Origin of the sequence: Streptomyces canus (assembly GCF_030815415.1) — a bacterium.
Taxonomy (GTDB): Bacteria; Actinomycetota; Actinomycetes; order Streptomycetales; family Streptomycetaceae; genus Streptomyces; species Streptomyces canus_F.
On record NZ_JAUSWW010000001.1, the window covers coordinates 6291900 to 6307633 of the forward strand.

The 15734-nt window shown below is 69.9% G+C and carries 14 protein-coding genes, 2 tRNA genes and 1 pseudogene; 8 read left to right on the forward strand and 9 right to left on the reverse strand.

What is annotated here, in order from left to right; translation table 11 throughout:
- Window positions 1-416: 416 nt before the first annotated feature.
- Window positions 417-490 (reverse strand) — tRNA-Lys (locus tag QF037_RS29195).
- 224 nt (window positions 491-714) lie between these two features.
- Here QF037_RS29195 and QF037_RS29200 point away from each other — a divergent pair.
- The 6 genes from QF037_RS29200 to QF037_RS29225 all read left to right on the forward strand — a co-directional run bounded on the left by QF037_RS29200 (window position 715) and on the right by QF037_RS29225 (window position 6675).
- Window positions 715-2004 (forward strand): peptidoglycan-binding protein, encoded by a 1290-nt coding sequence (locus tag QF037_RS29200; protein ID WP_307030213.1) that lies wholly within the window; start codon window positions 715-717, stop codon window positions 2002-2004.
- Between the two features lie 64 nt (window positions 2005-2068).
- Window positions 2069-3208, forward strand: a complete 1140-nt coding sequence (locus QF037_RS29205; RefSeq protein ID WP_307030214.1) for an SPFH domain-containing protein — start codon at window positions 2069-2071, stop codon at window positions 3206-3208.
- 98 nt (window positions 3209-3306) lie between these two features.
- A complete protein-coding gene (locus tag QF037_RS29210) occupies window positions 3307-3912 on the forward strand; it encodes a lytic polysaccharide monooxygenase auxiliary activity family 9 protein (RefSeq protein ID WP_307030216.1) in 606 nt (201 codons plus the stop codon).
- 34 nt (window positions 3913-3946) lie between these two features.
- The gene (locus QF037_RS29215) at window positions 3947-4378 is read left to right on the forward strand and encodes a DUF3592 domain-containing protein (protein WP_307030218.1); all 432 of its coding nucleotides are present in this window, start codon (window positions 3947-3949) and stop codon (window positions 4376-4378) included.
- A 75-nt stretch (window positions 4379-4453) separates the two neighbouring features.
- Window positions 4454-4969 (forward strand): DUF3592 domain-containing protein, encoded by a 516-nt coding sequence (locus QF037_RS29220; protein WP_307030221.1) that lies wholly within the window; start codon window positions 4454-4456, stop codon window positions 4967-4969.
- A 56-nt stretch (window positions 4970-5025) separates the two neighbouring features.
- Window positions 5026-6675, forward strand: coding sequence for an AMP-binding protein (locus tag QF037_RS29225; protein WP_307030223.1), 1650 nt, complete (start codon window positions 5026-5028; stop codon window positions 6673-6675).
- A 301-nt stretch (window positions 6676-6976) separates the two neighbouring features.
- Here the strand turns inward: QF037_RS29225 and QF037_RS29230 are convergent.
- Together QF037_RS29230 and QF037_RS29235 are read right to left on the reverse strand one after the other, a co-directional pair.
- Window positions 6977-7050, reverse strand: a tRNA-Lys gene (locus tag QF037_RS29230).
- A gap of 97 nt (window positions 7051-7147) precedes the next feature.
- Window positions 7148-7906: an IclR family transcriptional regulator gene (locus tag QF037_RS29235; protein WP_307030224.1), complete on the reverse strand. Its 759-nt coding sequence runs from the start codon at window positions 7904-7906 to the stop codon at window positions 7148-7150.
- A 449-nt stretch (window positions 7907-8355) separates the two neighbouring features.
- Between QF037_RS29235 and QF037_RS29240 the strand changes: the two are divergent.
- Window positions 8356-9568 (forward strand): annotated as a pseudogene (locus QF037_RS29240) (RNA-guided endonuclease InsQ/TnpB family protein).
- 49 nt (window positions 9569-9617) lie between these two features.
- On the opposite strand, the gene ehuA reads toward QF037_RS29240, so the two are convergent.
- From ehuA to ehuB, 4 genes are read right to left on the reverse strand one after another with little or no spacing between them, the layout of a single operon-like run.
- Window positions 9618-10379: an ectoine/hydroxyectoine ABC transporter ATP-binding protein EhuA gene (ehuA, locus tag QF037_RS29245; protein WP_307037423.1), complete on the reverse strand. Its 762-nt coding sequence runs from the start codon at window positions 10377-10379 to the stop codon at window positions 9618-9620.
- Between the two features lie 19 nt (window positions 10380-10398).
- Window positions 10399-11049 carry an ectoine/hydroxyectoine ABC transporter permease subunit EhuD gene (gene ehuD / locus QF037_RS29250; RefSeq protein WP_307030227.1) on the reverse strand — a complete coding sequence of 217 codons (651 nt, stop codon included), beginning with the start codon at window positions 11047-11049 and terminating at the stop codon, window positions 10399-10401.
- Complete coding sequence (ehuC, locus tag QF037_RS29255; protein WP_307030229.1) at window positions 11046-11780, reverse strand: ectoine/hydroxyectoine ABC transporter permease subunit EhuC; 735 nt, start codon at window positions 11778-11780, stop codon at window positions 11046-11048. The genes ehuD and ehuC overlap by 4 nt, the downstream gene beginning before the upstream one ends.
- Window positions 11777-12706 (reverse strand): ectoine/hydroxyectoine ABC transporter substrate-binding protein EhuB, encoded by a 930-nt coding sequence (ehuB, locus tag QF037_RS29260; RefSeq protein ID WP_373463830.1) that lies wholly within the window; start codon window positions 12704-12706, stop codon window positions 11777-11779. The genes ehuC and ehuB overlap by 4 nt, the downstream gene beginning before the upstream one ends.
- Before the next feature lie 96 nt (window positions 12707-12802).
- On the opposite strand from ehuB, the gene QF037_RS29265 reads away from it, so the two are divergent.
- The gene (locus QF037_RS29265) at window positions 12803-13297 is read left to right on the forward strand and encodes a DUF3830 family protein (protein WP_307030233.1); all 495 of its coding nucleotides are present in this window, start codon (window positions 12803-12805) and stop codon (window positions 13295-13297) included.
- Here QF037_RS29265 and QF037_RS29270 read toward each other — a convergent pair.
- Both QF037_RS29270 and QF037_RS29275 read right to left on the reverse strand, forming a co-directional pair.
- Window positions 13278-14663, reverse strand: coding sequence for an amidase (locus QF037_RS29270; RefSeq protein ID WP_307030234.1), 1386 nt, complete (start codon window positions 14661-14663; stop codon window positions 13278-13280). The two genes, QF037_RS29265 and QF037_RS29270, sit on opposite strands and share 20 nt — an antisense overlap.
- Window positions 14664-14695: 32 nt before the next feature.
- The gene (locus tag QF037_RS29275; RefSeq protein ID WP_307030235.1) at window positions 14696-15643 is read right to left on the reverse strand and encodes a D-2-hydroxyacid dehydrogenase; all 948 of its coding nucleotides are present in this window, start codon (window positions 15641-15643) and stop codon (window positions 14696-14698) included.
- Window positions 15644-15734 lie beyond the last annotated feature (91 nt).

Sequence of the window (15734 nt, forward strand, 5' to 3'; positions counted from 1 at the left end):
CCCCTCGACCCCAACGCGCGCTAAGGATCACCCACTTGACCGCCCCGGTAAACCCCCGCCCGAGCCCCCGGCAACACGAAAGGCCCCCCGCACTCGCGAGAGGCCTTCGTTGTCTGTGCGCCGCCAGGGACTCGAACCCCGGACCCGCTGATGCTGCATCCCCCGGGGGGCAACCCCCGGACCCCCGGCCGTCTCTGCGGCGCCGGAGAGATTCCGCCCGCCCATGACGAAGGCCCCCCGCACTCGCGAGAGGCCTTCGTTGTCTGTGCGCCGCCAGGGACTCGAACCCCGGACCCGCTGATGCTGCATCCCCCGGGGGGCAACCCCCGGACCCCCGGCCGTCTCTGCGGCGCCGGAGAGATCTCGCCCGCCCATGACGAAGGCCCCCCACCTGAGTGAGAGGCCTTCGTTGTCTGTGCGCCGCCAGGGACTCGAACCCCGGACCCGCTGATTAAGAGTCAGCTGCTCTAACCAACTGAGCTAGCGGCGCCTGCTGACCCGGAGAACTCTACCCGATGTTTAGGAGTGCTCCGGACCGCCTCACCAGGGGCGGAGCGGTCGCCGTACATCATTCGGACCGTCAACATGCGCGTCGGGACGACAGTTGAGAAACTGACGAATGTGCACAGTCGCGGACATTTCCATCTGGAGTGTGAGGGGAATCGCATGGAGGCTCCGGGATTCAAGGAACCGGTATTCGAGGAATTCGATCCCATGAGCGACTGCGACTGCCCCGGATGTGTTCACTGGCGGCGCGTACTGCCGCATTCCCGCACCGGCCGCCACCCGGCGGCCCACCCCGCGGCCCACCGGGCGGTCGTGCTCGCCGCGGCCGCCTCCACCGTCCTCGTCGGCCACGCCGCCCCCGCCCTCGCCGCCCCGCACGCCCCCGCCCGTCCCGGCGTTTCCGCAGGTGACGAGCCCGACACCCCGCAGGGCGGCAAGGCCCCGCTGCACGGCCCGGGCGGCAAACCGGCGGTGATCAGGACACCGGCCACCACCCGCGCCGAGATCATCACGCGGGCCAAGAACTGGGTCGCCGAGCAGGTCCCGTACAGCATGTCGGAGTACTGGTCCGACGGTTACCGGCAGGACTGCTCGGGCTTCGTCTCGATGGCCTGGAACCTGCCGGGCAACGAATGGACGGGCAGCCTCGACCAGTACGGGGTGAAGATCCCCAAGGACGATCTCCAGCCCGGCGACATCCTGCTGTTCCACAATCCCGCGGACCCCCAGAAGGGCTCGCACGTGGTCATGTTCGGCGGCTGGACGGACTACACGCACACCTACTACATCGCCTACGAGGAGACCCGCCCGCGCGCCCGCAAGCAGGCCACCCCGTACGCGTACTGGAGCAACTCGGCCCGCTACACCGCCTACCGCTACAAGGGGCTGACGGCGGGCACGCCGGGCAGCGACAAGCCGAACGAGCCGAACGAGCCGTCGCCGACGGAGGCCGCCCCGTACCCCGGCGCCGCCTACTTCGGCCCCGGAGCCAACAACAAGTACGTCACCGAGCTGGGCCGCATGCTCGTCGAGCGCGGCGCCGGGCGCTACTACACCTCGGGCCCGGGCCCCCGCTGGACGGACACCGACCGCCGTGCCACCCGGGCCTTCCAGCAGGCACAGGGCTGGCAGGGCCGGGACGCGGACGGGCTGCCGGGGCCGCAGACTTGGACGCTGCTGGCGACGGGCCAGGGCAAGGACATCGACGAGACCGGGGCGGCCGCGCCCGCCGCACCGGGGCCACCCTCCTCGCACGGGGTGTCCGGCTATCCGGGGCGGGCGGTGTTCCGGCCCGGCGTCAGCAGCAAGTACGTCACCCTGCTCGGAAAGCAGCTGGTGAAGAAGGGATTCGGCAAGTACTACACGACCGCTCCCGGTCCGCGCTGGGGCGAGGCGGACCGCCGGGCCGTGGAGGCCTTCCAGCGCACCCAGGGCTGGCGGGGCGGCGCGGCGGACGGCTATCCGGGGCCGGAGACCTGGCGGCGGCTGTTCGCGTAGGCCGCTGTCCCGCAACAACCCATCCACTGTCATGACGTTTCTGGCGCGGAGGCTGGAGGCACGCATGAGCACGACCACTTCCCACACCCCCTCATCGACACCGGAGCCCGAAGGGCCGGCCGAGACGGCCACCGCGTCCCGGCCCGCCCGGCTCATCCAGAACGAGGTGACCACCGAGATCCCCGTCCACCTGCTCTTCCGCGACGAGCCGGACCCGGCACCGGTGCCGCTGGGCCCCGCGATCGTGGGGCGCCGGCAGGGCACCGGCGAGCAGCCGCGCTTCCGGCGCCCACTACCGGCCGGACCGCGCCCCGCGGCCCAGGTCGACCCGGACCTCGTGGAGCGGCCCGCGCGGGTGCTGCCCGGCTCGGCGGGGGTGATCGCCGGGATCTGCGGGACGGCCGGGTGCGTGGCCGCCTCGTGGTGGGCGGGCCTGCTCTCGCCGCTCGCGATGGAGGCGCTGCGGCTGCCGGAGTACGCCGGCGCCGGGCTCGGTCCCGCTCAGTGGGCCGCGTACGCCGGGGCCGGTGCCCTGAGCCTGTTCGGCTTCGGCGGGCTGGCGCGCGGGCGGACCGGACGGGCCTGGGTGCTGGGCCTCTTCGGCCGCTACCGGGGCACGGTCCGGCGCACCGGTCTGATGTGGGTCAACCCGCTGCTGCTGCGCCGCCGGGTCGATGTCCGGCTGCGGCACTGGCGCGGCGAGCCGATGCCGGCCGCCGACGGCAACGGGGTCGCGCTGCGGGTGGTCGTCCTCGTGGTGTGGCGGGTGCGGGACACCGTGCGGGCCACGCTGGGGGTCGAGGACCACGAGACGTATCTGCGCGAGTGCGTGGAGGCGGCGCTGGCGCGGGTGCCGGTGGAGCCGCCGGGCTCGGCGAGGGCGTCGGTGGACTCGGTGACGGACGCGCTGACCCGGCTGGTGGCGGCGGACGCGGGGCCGGTCGGCCTGGAGGTGTTCTCGGTGCAGCCGGTACGCGTCGAGTACGCCCCGGAGGTCGCCCCCGCGATGCACCGCCGCCGGATCGCCGCGCTGGACGCCCAGCACCGGTCGAGCGTGCTGACGTCGGTCGTGGACTCGGTGGAGGACACGGTGACCCGGCTGACCATGCGGGGCCTGGTGGAACTGGACGACTACGAACGCAAGGCGCTGGTCAAGGACTTGACGGTGGCGTTCTGCGCGGGACGGGGGGAGACGGGGCAGTGATTGGTCTGGACATGCTCAAGTAACGGCAATAATCTGGGACTTGGTCTAGACCTGCACGGCTCACTGAACTTCCCCCACGTTCTCCAGGGAGCGGCAGCATGCGCAAAAAGACCAAGTGGTACGCCGCCGTGCTGGGCCTCAGCACGGCCGGAGCCCTCGTGCTCTCGTCCGGCGGCGCGAGCGGACACGGCTACACCGACCTCCCCGTCAGCCGGCAGAAGCTCTGTCAGAACGGCACCGTGACCAACTGCGGCGACATCCAGTGGGAGCCGCAGAGCGTCGAGGGCCCCAAGGGCTTCCCCGGGTCCGGTCCGGCCGACGGGACGATATGCAGCGGCGGCCACAGCCGGTTCAGCCAGCTCAGCTCGCCGAAGACCCCCTCGGGCGGCGCCTGGCCCACCACCAAGGTGACGGGCGGTCAGAGCTACACGTTCCGCTGGCAGTTCACCGCACGCCACGCCACCACGGACTTCAAGTACTACGTCACGAAGGCGGGCTGGAACCAGAACCACAACCTCGCCCGCTCCGACCTCAACCTGACCCCGTTCCTCACGGTCCCGTACAACAGCCAGCAGCCCCCGGCCACCCTCTCCCACAGCGGCACCCTGCCGTCGGGCCTGAGCGGCCACCACGTGATCCTCGCGGTATGGACGATCGCGGACACCGGCAACGCGTTCTACGCCTGCTCGGACGTCACCTTCTGATCAACCTGATCAACTCCGGTAGGGTCCGCGTTCCGTGAACCCCTACTTCAACATAGTGATGCCCCTGATGATCGCCCTCCTGGTCTGGGGCGGGTACGCACTCGTACGCCGGACCAGGGAGCGGCGAACCGCCTGGGAGAGCGGACTGACCGCCCGGGCACGGGTGGTACGCGCCTGGGCCACGACCCAGATGGTCAACAACGTGGCCCGGCGCGTGCAGTGGCACGAGTACGACTACACCACCGGCGACGGCCTCGCGGTCCGCTTCAAGGAGAGCGGCGGCCCCCGGGACCGCGCCGGCGGCGAGGAGGTCCTCGTGTACTACACGCCCGCGGACCCCGAGAAGGCCACCGCTTGTGAGCCGCAGCCCGGCAAGGACACGGCGGGCATGGTGTTCGGACTGTTCTTCATCGGGGCGGCCGTCATCGCGATCCTGTATGCCTGGACGACCGTGCCGGAACTCTGAGCGTTACTTGAGACAGTCCGGTACTCCCGGCGGGTACGTTCCCTCCACGATCAGTACTTTGACCGGGGGAGCACCATGGACGTCGTCTTCTACCTCGTACCCAGCCTCATGCTGGCCGGAGTTCTCTACCTCTCCTACCGGGTGCTGCGGCGCTCGCTGCAGATCCGCAGTGCCTGGAACAGCGGGCTGACGGCCGAGGGGCGCTGTCTGCGGGTGTTCACGACGATGCACGGCGGCGGTGGCGACTCGTCCGTGAGCACCACGCTGCACCATGTCTACGAGTTCACCGCCCGCGACGGCCGCACGGTCCGCTTCGAGGAGGAGAACGGGCCGGCGACCAACCTCGAGGGCGACTTCGTCACCATCCACTACGCCGAGGGCCAGAACGTGGTCGCCACGGCCAAGCCGCCGCAGCGTGGCAGGCTGGCGGCGTCCACTGTGGGCATCCTGGCGTTCCTCGGGGTGTTCGTGGTGTTCTGCGTCGGCTTCATGGTCACGTTTCACGCGATGTCCGACGAGTTCGGCTTCGGCGACGATGTCGACGACACCACCAACACCGTCGTCGTGGACGGCGTGACGCTGACCCCGTGACCCCATGACCTCACGGGTCTCCACATCTGACGGTCCATCAACTACCGTGCGTCGCCATGGAGTCCAACAGGCGCACGGTCGCGGAACTCGTCGCCGCCCGGTGGGACGATCACCGGCCGGGACTGTGGTTCGAGGAACGGACGCTCACCCATCACCAGGTCGCGGCCGCCGCCGCGGCCCGGGCGGCACTGCTGACCGACTCGCTGCCGCCGGGCGCCCATATCGGCGTCCTCCTCGACAACACCCCTGAATATCCCCTCTGGTTGAGCGCGGCCGCCCTCGCCCGCGCCGCCGTCGCCGGCATCAACCCCACCCGCCGCGGCCCCGAACTGGCCCGCGACATCCTGCACACCGAATGCCGCGTCCTGGTCACCGAGCCGGCCCAGCTGCCTCTGCTGGAGGGCCTCGAACTACCGGGTGTCCAGCTGCTGGTGACCGGCACCGAGGAGTACGACGCCCTGCTCGCGCCGTACGCCGACGCCCGACCGGACGCCTCCGCCGCCGCTCCGGGCGACCGCCTCCTCCTCTACTTCACCTCGGGCTCCACCGGCGCGCCCAAAGCCGCGATCTGCACACAGGGCCGACTGGCCGCCGCGGGGCGCGCGCTGGCCGACCAGTTCGGGGTCGGGCCCGAGGACGTCCACTACATCTGCATGCCGATGTTCCACGGCAACGCGGTGATCGCCGACTGGGCCCCCGCGCTCGCGGCCGGGGCGGGGGTCGCGCTGCGGCGGCGGTTCTCGGCGTCGGGGTTCCTCGCGGACGTACGGCGCTACCGGGCGACGTACTTCACGTATGTGGGCCGGGCCGTGCAGTACCTCCTGGCCACCCCGGAGCGCGACGACGACCGGGACAATCCGCTCCGCATGGGCTTCGGCACCGAGGCCGGGGCCGTGGACGCCGCGGCCTTCGAGCGGCGGTTCGGGGTGCGGTTGGTGGAGGGGTACGGGTCCTCGGAGGGCGGGGCGGCCGTGCAGTGGTCGCCCGGCACGCCGTCCGGAGCCGTCGGACGGGCGGGGCCCGGGCTCGTCGTCCTCGATCCGGAGTCGCGCAAGGAGTGCCCGGCGGCCCTGTTCGACGCGGCCGGGCGGCTGCTCAACGGCGACGAGGCGATAGGGGAGCTGGTCAACCAGGGGCCGAACCCCTTCGAGGGCTACTGGCGGAATCCGGAGGCGGAGGGAGAGCGGCGGCGGGACGGCTGGTACTGGACGGGGGACCTGTTCTGCCGGGACTCCGACGGCTACCTCTATTTCGCGGGCCGTACGGACGACCGGCTGCGCGTCGACAGCGAGAACCTGGCCGCCGCGATGATCGAGAACATCCTCGCGCGATACGAGGGCGCCGGCGCCGTCGCCGTCTACGCGGTGCCGGATCCGGTGACCGGGGACCAGGTGATGGCGGCGATCGCCGGGAGCTTCGAACCGGAGCGGTTCGCCGCGTTTCTGGCCGCGCAGCCCGACCTCGGGACGAAGATGGCGCCCCGGTTCGTCCGGGTCGTGGACCGGATGCCGGTCACGGCGACGAACAAGATCCACCGTGCCCTGCTGCGCAGAGAAGGCTTCCGCTGCACCGACCCGGTCTGGTGGCGCCCACCCGGCGAGCCGACCTACCGGAAACTGACCCCCCAAGACATCGAAGGACCCCTCGCTCCCACGAGAGGCCCTTCTGAAGTGCGCCGCCAGGGACTCGAACCCCGGACCCGCTGATGCTGCATCCCCCGGGGGACAACCCCCGGACCCCGGGCCGCTGCCGGGCGCATCCCCAGCTGTGCCTGTGGCGCGAGGGAGCAGCGGCGTCATGCCGAAGGGCCCCTCGCTCCCACGAGAGGCCCTTCTGAAGTGCGCCGCCAGGGACTCGAACCCCGGACCCGCTGATGCTGCATCCCCCGGGGGACAACCCCCGGACCCCCGGCCGCTGCCGGGCGCACCCCCAGCTGTGCCTGTGGCGCGAGGGAGCAGCGGCGTCATGCCGAAGGGCCCCTCGCTCCCACGAGAGGCCCTTCTGAAGTGCGCCGCCAGGGACTCGAACCCCGGACCCGCTGATTAAGAGTCAGCTGCTCTAACCAACTGAGCTAGCGGCGCATGACTCTCGCCAGCTGCATTTTCTTGCCTCGCGGCCGGCGACGAAGAAAATAGTACCCGGTCCTGGGGCGTGCTTTTGACCACCGGTGGGCGGTCCTCAGATGGCGAGGCTCAGCAGTACCGGGGCCGCGTTCCTGTTTAGGGCGTCCGCCGCCTGGCGGAGCCGGTGGGCGTGCTCGACGGGGAGGGAGAGGGCCAGGCAGCCCACCGACGAGCCCGCGGTGATCGGGACGGCCGCGCAGACCGTGCCCACCGCGTACTCCTGGAGGTCGAGGTGGGGCACCGTCGGTGGCTGGGACTCCAGGCGGGACAGCAGGAGCTTGTCGCTGGTGATGGTCCGCGAGGTGAGGCGGGCCATCTTGTGCCGGGAGAGGTGGTCGCGGCGGCTGTTGTTGTCCAGCTGGCCCAGCAGGCTCTTGCCGAGCGCGGTGGCGTGGGCGGAGTAGCGGAAGTCGACCCACTCGTTGACCACCGGGGTCGTGGGCCCGTCCGCGTACTGGGTGATGGTGACCTCGCCGTCCACGTAACGGCTGAGATAGACGGCCGCGCCGACCGAGTCGCGCAGCCGGTCCAGCGTGCGCTGGAGCGTCTCGCGCAAGGCCTGCTCACGGTCGTGCGCGGAGCCGAGGCGGGTCAGCGCGTCCCCCGTGACGTACGCGCCGTCGGCGACCTGCTCGACGTAGCCCTCGCGGCGCAGCATCAGCAGGAGCGTGGTCAGGCGCTCCGGGTCGATGTCGGTCTGCTTGGCGAGCTCGGTATCGGTGACTCCGGTGGTGTGCCGCGCCACGGCCTCCAGGACGCGCAGCGCGTCCTGGGCCGAGTGGTTCGGCGCGGTCGGCTCGTGCTTCAGCGCCACGGTGTTCCCCCTGCGCTCAGTCGCTCTACAACTGGGGCCGTAATCCGGACAGCTAATCCTCTCTACGATAACGGGCAAGAGGCTTGAAGTGAGGGCCTGTTGACGATATTCCATCCCTCTCAGCAGGGGCGCTGGCCCGTTGGCATATGCCAAAGTCATGCCCCAGTGACGGGACCTCGCACATCGGGCCCTTCACCTTTTTCTTGCGGGGAGGAGTCGTATCCGGTTGTCGCGACGCGGAGCGTCGCCGCATCCGGTTCAGGGCGCGGAGCGCTCGTACGGCAGTCGGCCCTTGCCGAGGTGATGCGAACGCGTGTGCCTGTGATCGCTGGTCGGGGTGGTGGCTGTGGGAACGGGGGGCGTTTGTGCGGCTGTCGTACGTATGGTCCACAAGGGTTCGGGACGGCACGGTGTCCCGGCCGGGGACCGTGAGGGGCGAGATGGCGCAGATGAGGGTGGCTGCGAAGGTCGGGCATGCCCGTTGCACCTACCGGCTGCGCGTGTCGTCCACCGCCCGCACCGCCCTGGCGGCAGAGTGGGACCGATGCCGCTGGCTGTGGAACGAGTGCGTCGCCAAGTCCAGGGCCGTACACCTGCACAACAGGGCCACCGGCCAGAAGGCCACGTGCGGCCCGGCTCAGCTCGACAGGATGCTGACCGAGGCCCGCACTCGTACGCCGTGGCTGCGTGAGGGCTCGTCGGTTGTCCAGCAGCAGGTCATCCGCGACTTCGGCACGTCCCGGGCCAAGGCGCACAAGGACATCACAGGGCGCCTGCCCATGGCGCGCCGGGCCGGGATGCCGAAGTGGAAGTCCAAACGCGAGGTACTGCCGACGCTCAACTACACGAAGCGCGGGTTCCGGTTGAAGGACGGCCTGCTGCACCTGGCGGGCGGCATCGTCGTGGCGGTGGTGTGGTCGCGGGAACTGCCGGCGGAGCCGTCCTCGGTTCGCGTGTACCAGGACAGCGTCGGGCATTGGTACTGCTCGTTCGTTGTCCCCGCCCAGGTCCAGCCCCTGCCGGAGACCGGGCGCGTGCTCGGCGTCGACTGGGGCGTGAAGGAGACGGCGACCACCACGTCCGACGCGCACGACCTGCCGCACGCCGGGCACGGTAAGAAGGCCCAGACAAAGCTGACCCGGTAACGACCGGATGATGGCCCGTCGCAAGCCGAAGAAGGGCAAGCCCGGATCGAAGGGCTACCGCGAGGCGAAGAAACTGCGGGCGAAGGCGCACAAGAAGGTCGCGAGGCAGCGTGAGGACACCGGTCGTAAGTGGGCCAAGAAGGTTGTCCTCGACCACGACGCCATCGCGGTCGAGGACTTCCGTTCGAACTTCCTGGCCAAGAGCACCATGGCCCGCAAGGCCGCTGACGCCGCCATCGGCGCCACCAAGGCCGCTCTGATCGAGATGGGCCGCAAACACGGGCGGGACATCCGCCTCGTACACCCCGCGCACACCACGATGGACTGCGCGCGCTGCGATGCGAGAGCCAAGCACGCACTGCCGCTGGGTGAGCGCACCTACACCTGCACCGCGTGCGGAAACGTGTCCCCACGGGACAAGAACTCCGCACGCGTCATGCTCGTCCGGGCAGGTCTCAACCCGGCTGGTGCTGAGGGCGTAAGACCTCCTGGAGCGCTGCTCCAGGAGGCAGCCTGAGCCAGGAATCCCCTCCCCCTTCAGGGAGTGGAGGATTCAATTCTTGTAGTCAGAGCACCGCGCTGAGAAATTCCCGGGTCCGGTCCTTCGCCGGCTCGCTGAAGATCTTCTCCGGCGGACCGGACTCGATGATCCGCCCGGAGTCGAACATCAGGACCTGGTCCGAGATGTCCCGGGCGAAATTCATCTCGTGGGTCACACAGAGCATCGTGATGTCGGTGGTGCGGGCGATGTCCCGGAGCACGTCCAGGACGCCCGCGACCAGCTCCGGGTCCAGCGCGGAGGTCACCTCGTCCAGCAGCAGCACCTTCGGCCGCATCGCCAGCGCCCGCGCGATCGCCACCCGCTGCTGCTGGCCGCCGGAGAGCTGGGAGGGACGGGCGTCGCACTTGTCGGCCAGGCCCACCAGGTCCAGGAGGTCCCGGGCGCGCTCCTCCGCCTCGTCCTTGGACATGCCGAGGACGGTGACGGGCGCCTCGGTGATGTTCCTGAGCGCCGACATGTTCGGGAACAGGTTGAACTGCTGGAACACCATGCCGATCTGCTTGCGGATCTCGCGGACCTGCTTCTCCGGCGCGGGGAACAGCTGCTGCCCGTCGACGGTGATGATCCCCTCGTCGGGCTTGGTCAGCGTCATCAGCAGCCGCAGGATCGTGGTCTTGCCCGACCCGGAGGGCCCGATGAGGGTGACGTGCTTGCCGGCCTCGACGGAGAAGTCCAGATGGTCCAGGACGGTGTTGTCCCCGAACCGCTTGGTGACCTGCTCGAGGCGGATCAGCTCGCCGCCGGGCCGCTTGTCGGCGGGGTTCATGTCGGGGGTCTGCTCGATGTCAGTGGACAAGACGACGCTCCAGGGCTCGCACGAGGAGGGAGGCCAGATAGGCGATGAGGATGAAGGCCACGCCGATCACGGTCAGCGGCTCGGTGAACTGGAAGGTCTCCTGGGCGAAGAGCTTCGCCTGCCCGAGCATGTCGAGGACGGTGATCGCCATCAGCAGCGGCGTGTCCTTCAGCATGGCGATGACGTAGTTGCCGAGCGCGGGGACGACCCGGCGGATCGCCTGCGGCAGGATCACCACCCGCCACGTCCTGGTCACCGGCAGGTTCAGTGCCGTCGCGGCCTCCCACTGGCCGACGGGCACCGCCTCGATGCCGGCCCGGTAGACCTGCATCGTGTACGTCGAGTAGTGCAGGCCGATCGCGAAGACGCCGGTGGTCAGCGCCGAGAACGTCAGGCCCCACTCGGGCAGTACGTAGAAGAGGAAGAACAGCTGCACCAGCAGCGGGGTGTTCCGGATGAACTCGGTGACCGCGCCCACCGGCCAGGTCACCCACCGGGTCGGCGCCCGCATCAGCAGCGCCCACACCAGGCCCAGCGCGAAGGAGATCACCGAGCCCAGCGCCAGCGCCTGCAGGGTGACCAGCAGACCGTCCCAGAACTGCGGCATGAAGTCGCCGACCGCTCCCCAGTCCCACTTCATCCGAGAACACCACCCGAGGAGGAGGCGCCGACACCGGTCGTCTCGGCGCGTTTGAGTTCATGCGCGGAGATCCCGCGCGCCGGGGTCTTCCCGACTCCCGCCTTCAGCTTTTTCTCGAGCCCGCGCATCACACGGGTGAGCAGGAAGGCGATCACGAAGTAGATGGCCAGCAGATACGTGTAGATCTCCTGGCTCTCCTGAAGCGCCAGCCGCACCAGGTTGCCGCTGAACGCCAGGTCGCCCATGCCGATGATCGACACCAGCGCGGTGCCCTTGAGCAGCTCGATCAGCAGGTTGGAGAACGGCGGGATCATCTCCGGCACCGCCTGCGGCAGCAGGATCAGCCTGAGCCGCTGCCAGGGCGTGAAGCTGAGCGCGATCCCGCCCTCCTTCTGCGCCGGGTCGACCGCGTTCAGAGCGCCGCGCACGATCTCCGAGCCGTACGCGCCGTAGGTGAGCCCGAGCGCCAGTGTGCCCGCCCACATCGGCACCAGCTGCCAGCCGAAGGAGATCGGCAGCACGAAGTACACCCAGAAGATCATGATGAGCGCCGAGGTCCCGCGGAACACCTCGGTGTAGAAGCCGGCGAGGAAGCGCACGATCCACAGTCGATGGGTGCGCGCGACACCGACGACGAACGAGACGGCGGCCGCCAGCAGGGCGCTGAAGACGAGCAGTTGGACGGTCGTCCACACGCCCTTGAGTACGAGTTCCCACAGTCCGGTGGTCATCCGCCGCACAGCTCCTTCGCGGTGAGGTCGGTCATCTCGGCCTCCGTGAACCCGAAGGGCCGCAGGATCCGGAACAGCTCCCCGCTCTTCTTCAGCTTCCGCAGCTCCACGTTGAAGGCGTCCCGCAGCTTCGTCTCGGTCAGCCGGAACGCGAACGCGCCCCCGTCGACATGCGGTTTGCCGTCCACCAGGGGCGCGAAGGCCTTGGTGGCCTCGGTCTTGGCGGACTTCTTGACGACCTCGCGGGTGGTGAGCGCGGTACCGGCGAAGACATCGGCCCGCCCGGACTCGACGGCGTTCAGCCCCGCGACCTGATCGGGGACGATGAGGATGTCGCTCTCCTTGTACCCCGCGTCGACGGCGTACTGGATCTCGGCATACCCGGTCCCGGTGGCGAACTTGGCCTTCTTCTCGACGACGTCCTGGTAGTCGTGCAGCCCCTTGGGATTGCCCTTGCGCACGATGAACGAATCGAGCATCTGGTAGTCCGGATCGGCGAAGATGACCTGGTCACAGCGCTCGGGATTCACATACATCCCGGCGGCGACCACATCGAACTGCTGTGAGTTCAGTCCCGGAATGAGCGACCCGAACTCGGTGGGCACGGGCTGTACGCGATCGACCCCCAGCCGCTTGAAGATGGCCTTCGCGAGCTCGGGCGCCTCGCCGGTCAGCTCGCCGTCCTTGTCGATGTAGCCGAAGGGGATCTCGCCGGCGATTCCCAGCCGTACGACACCTGCCGCCCTGAGGCGTTCGAGCAGATCACCGCCGTCCGTCGTCGACGCCGTGGCCACCCGCGAGCAGCCCGCGGCCCCCAGCGCACCGAGCGCCGCCACCCCCGCGAGCAGCGATCGGCGAGTGGTTCCGGGCGTGCTTCTGTCGGTCCGAACGTCGTTTCGAATGTCGTTTCGTATCGGTGGAGCCATGGCGGCGCGGCTACCCGACCGGATGCGACTTATGCCGATCGATTCGAGCCCGATCCTGACCGAGGCGCCCTTGACCGGCGGGGGACCATGGAACGTATGGCTGACCGCTACATCGAAGTCTCGCTGGTCAAGCGGGGGATCACCGGTACGGCGAAGCTGCTGGACGATCGTGCGCCGATCACCTGCGCGGCCGTCTGGGATTCCCTCCCGCTCGCCGGCGACGTCTATCACGCGAAATACGCCCGCAATGAGATCTACGCCCTTTTCCCGCCTTTCGCGAAAACGGAGCCACCCCTGGAAAATCCGACAGTTACCCCCATCCCTGGAGATCTCTGCTATTTCTCCTTCGCGGGTACGGAACTGGGCACCAAGTCCTACGGCTACGACCGCGAGGTCCGCGCGGGCACGACGGTGGTCGACCTGGCCCTCTTCTACGAGCGCAACAACCTGCTCCTCAACGGCGACGTGGGCTGGGTGCCCGGCATCGTCTGGGGAGAGGTGGTGGAGGGGCTGGCGGAGCTGGCCGAGGGGTGCAACGACCTCTGGCGGTCAGGGGCGTCGGGGGAGACGCTCAGCTTCCGGAGGGCGTGACCGCGTCCAGCGCATGAGCCGCCCGCAGCACCAGATCGTCCCGGTGCCGGGCGGCCACGATCTGGAGCCCCACCGGCAGTCCGTCGCCGTCCACCCCCACCGGGACGGACGCGGCCGGCTGCTGGGTCATGTTGAAGGGGTACGTGAACGGAGTCCACCCCGTCCACCGGCGATGCCCCGAGCCCTTCGGCACCTCCGCGCCCGCCTCGAAAGCCGTGATCGGCACCGTGGGCGTCACCAGCAGGTCGTACGACTCGTGGAAACGGCCCATCCGGCGCCCGAGATCCATGCGGACGTCGACCGCGGCGAGATAGTCCAGCGCGCTGTACCGCGCCCCCAGCCCGCAGATCTCCCGCAGCCCCGGATCGAGCAACTCCCGCTGATACGGCCCGAAATGCTGGGTCACCCGAGCCGCCCCGCTGAACCACAGGGTGTGGAAGGCGTCCACCGGGTCGGTGAGGTCGGGGTCGGTCTCCTCGACGTACGCGCCGAGCCGGGCCAGGTGTTCCACCGCCCGCCGCACCGCCGCCGAGACCCCCGGCTGCACCCGCACCTGTCCGCCGAGGGAAGGGGAGTAGGCGATCCGCAGACCCCGTACGCCTTCCCGCAGAACACCCTGGTGGGAAACGGCACTTGGTCCCATTCCCGACCAGTCCCGCGCGTCCGGCGCCCCGATGACGTCCAGCATCAGCGCCGCGTCGGCCGCGTCCCGCGTCATCGGCCCCACATGCGCCAAGGTGCCGAACGCGCTCGCCGGATACAGCGGCACCCGACCGTACGTCGGTTTCAGCGCGAAGATCCCGCAGAAGGCCGCCGGGATGCGCACACTGCCTCCGCCGTCCGTGCCCAGCGCCAGCGGGCCCGCGCCGAGCGCCACGGCCGCCGCCGCGCCGCCGCTGGAACCGCCCGCGGTGCGTGAGGGGTCGTGCGGGTTGCGGGTGACCCCGGACAGCGGCGAGTCCGTGACACCCTTCCAGCCGAACTCAGGCGTCGTCGTCTTGCCCAGGAACACCGCGCCGTGCTCACGCAGCCGGGCCACGGAGGGCGCGTCCTCGTCCCAACGGCCCTTCTCCGACAGTGCCTTGGAGCCCTTCAGGGTCGGAGCGCCCCGCATCAGCAGGATGTCCTTCACCGTGACCGGCACCCCGTCGACCAGCCCCGCGGGCTCACCGCGCCGCCATCGGTCCGCCGACTCCCGGGCCTGCGCGAGCGCCTCCTCGGCGGTGATCCGAACGAACGCGTTCACCTCCGGCTGGATCCGCTCGGCCCGCTCCAGGGCCGCCCGGGTCACCTCGACGGGGCTGAACTCGCCCTTGCGGTAACCATCGACGAGCTGTACTGCGGTCAGTTCGGTGAGCTCTGTCATCCGCCCCTCCGGCTCTCTGTGACATGGCGCCGTCAGTGCCCCGGTACGTATCCGCGCTTCTTGTCGACCACGTTCAGCAGCGGCTTGCCCGCCGCCCAGCGGTCGTACAACTCCAGGAACTGCGAGCCGAGTTCCTCCCGCCAGCCGATCGTGTCGCCGCTCATGTGCGGGGACACGATCAGATCCGGTACCTGCCACAACGGGCTGTCGGGGCCGAGGGGTTCGTGCGCGAAGACATCCAGCGCCGCACCCGCGATCCACCGCTTGCGCAGCGCGTCCGCCAGGTCGTCCTCGACGACTAGCCGGCCACGCCCGACGTTCACGAAGCGCGCCGACGGCTGCATCACCCCGAACCGCCGGGAGTCGAACATCCCGTACGTCTGCTCGGTCAGCGGCGCCGCCGCGATCACCCAGTCCGCGCGGGCGATCAGCCGGTCCAGGTCGCCCGGGCCGTGGATGCCGGTGCGCGGGGTACGGCCGACGACGGCCGTGGTGATCTCAAGTGCCTTGAGCGTGCGGGCGATCGTCCGCCCGATGGGCCCCGAACCGACGATCACCGCCCGCGTCCCCGCCACCCGCCGCGACTCCCGGTGCCGCCACACGCCCTCCCGCTGGAAGTCCAGCGTCCGGGGCAGATCCTTCGCCATCGCGAGAACGAGAGCGGCGACGTACTCCGCGATGGGCTGGTCGAAGACGCCGCGCGCATTGGTCACCACCGTGTCGGACGCGGCGAGTTCGGGGCACATCAGATGGTCCACACCCGCACTCGCCGTATGCACCCAGCGCGGCCGGGGCCCCTCACCCGGCCAGGCCGCGCGCACCGCGTGGGAAGTGAAGTCCCAGACCAGCAGGACATCGGCGTACGGCAGCCGTTCGGCCAGCGCCGACGCGTCCGTGTGCTCGACGCGGGCGCGGCCGGTGAGACTGCCGAGGCGGGGGAGGGGATCGGCGTCCAGGACGAGAAGGGTGGGGGCGGTCATCCGAAGCCGTTCCTCCACAGGCGTCTGACATGCGCGGATTGACCACGCTCGCACCCGAACCTACCTTCGTCAACACGGGCGCGCGTACGGT

Excerpts from the sequence above, each read along its gene's own strand:
- QF037_RS29200 (WP_307030213.1), top strand. The coding sequence starts at position 715 with ATGAGCGACTGCGACTGCCCCGGATGTGTTCACTGGCGGCGCGTACTG.
- QF037_RS29205 (WP_307030214.1), top strand. The coding sequence starts at position 2,069 with ATGAGCACGACCACTTCCCACACCCCCTCATCGACACCGGAGCCCGAA.
- QF037_RS29210 (WP_307030216.1), top strand. The coding sequence starts at position 3,307 with ATGCGCAAAAAGACCAAGTGGTACGCCGCCGTGCTGGGCCTCAGCACG.
- QF037_RS29220 (WP_307030221.1), top strand. The coding sequence starts at position 4,454 with ATGGACGTCGTCTTCTACCTCGTACCCAGCCTCATGCTGGCCGGAGTT.
- QF037_RS29225 (WP_307030223.1), top strand. The coding sequence starts at position 5,026 with ATGGAGTCCAACAGGCGCACGGTCGCGGAACTCGTCGCCGCCCGGTGG.
- ehuA (WP_307037423.1), bottom strand. The coding sequence starts at position 10,379 with ATGAACCCCGCCGACAAGCGGCCCGGCGGCGAGCTGATCCGCCTCGAG.
- ehuD (WP_307030227.1), bottom strand. The coding sequence starts at position 11,049 with ATGAAGTGGGACTGGGGAGCGGTCGGCGACTTCATGCCGCAGTTCTGG.
- ehuC (WP_307030229.1), bottom strand. The coding sequence starts at position 11,780 with ATGACCACCGGACTGTGGGAACTCGTACTCAAGGGCGTGTGGACGACC.
- ehuB (WP_373463830.1), bottom strand. The coding sequence starts at position 12,706 with ATGGCTCCACCGATACGAAACGACATTCGAAACGACGTTCGGACCGAC.
- QF037_RS29265 (WP_307030233.1), top strand. The coding sequence starts at position 12,803 with ATGGCTGACCGCTACATCGAAGTCTCGCTGGTCAAGCGGGGGATCACC.
- QF037_RS29270 (WP_307030234.1), bottom strand. The coding sequence starts at position 14,663 with ATGACAGAGCTCACCGAACTGACCGCAGTACAGCTCGTCGATGGTTAC.
- QF037_RS29275 (WP_307030235.1), bottom strand. The coding sequence starts at position 15,643 with ATGACCGCCCCCACCCTTCTCGTCCTGGACGCCGATCCCCTCCCCCGC.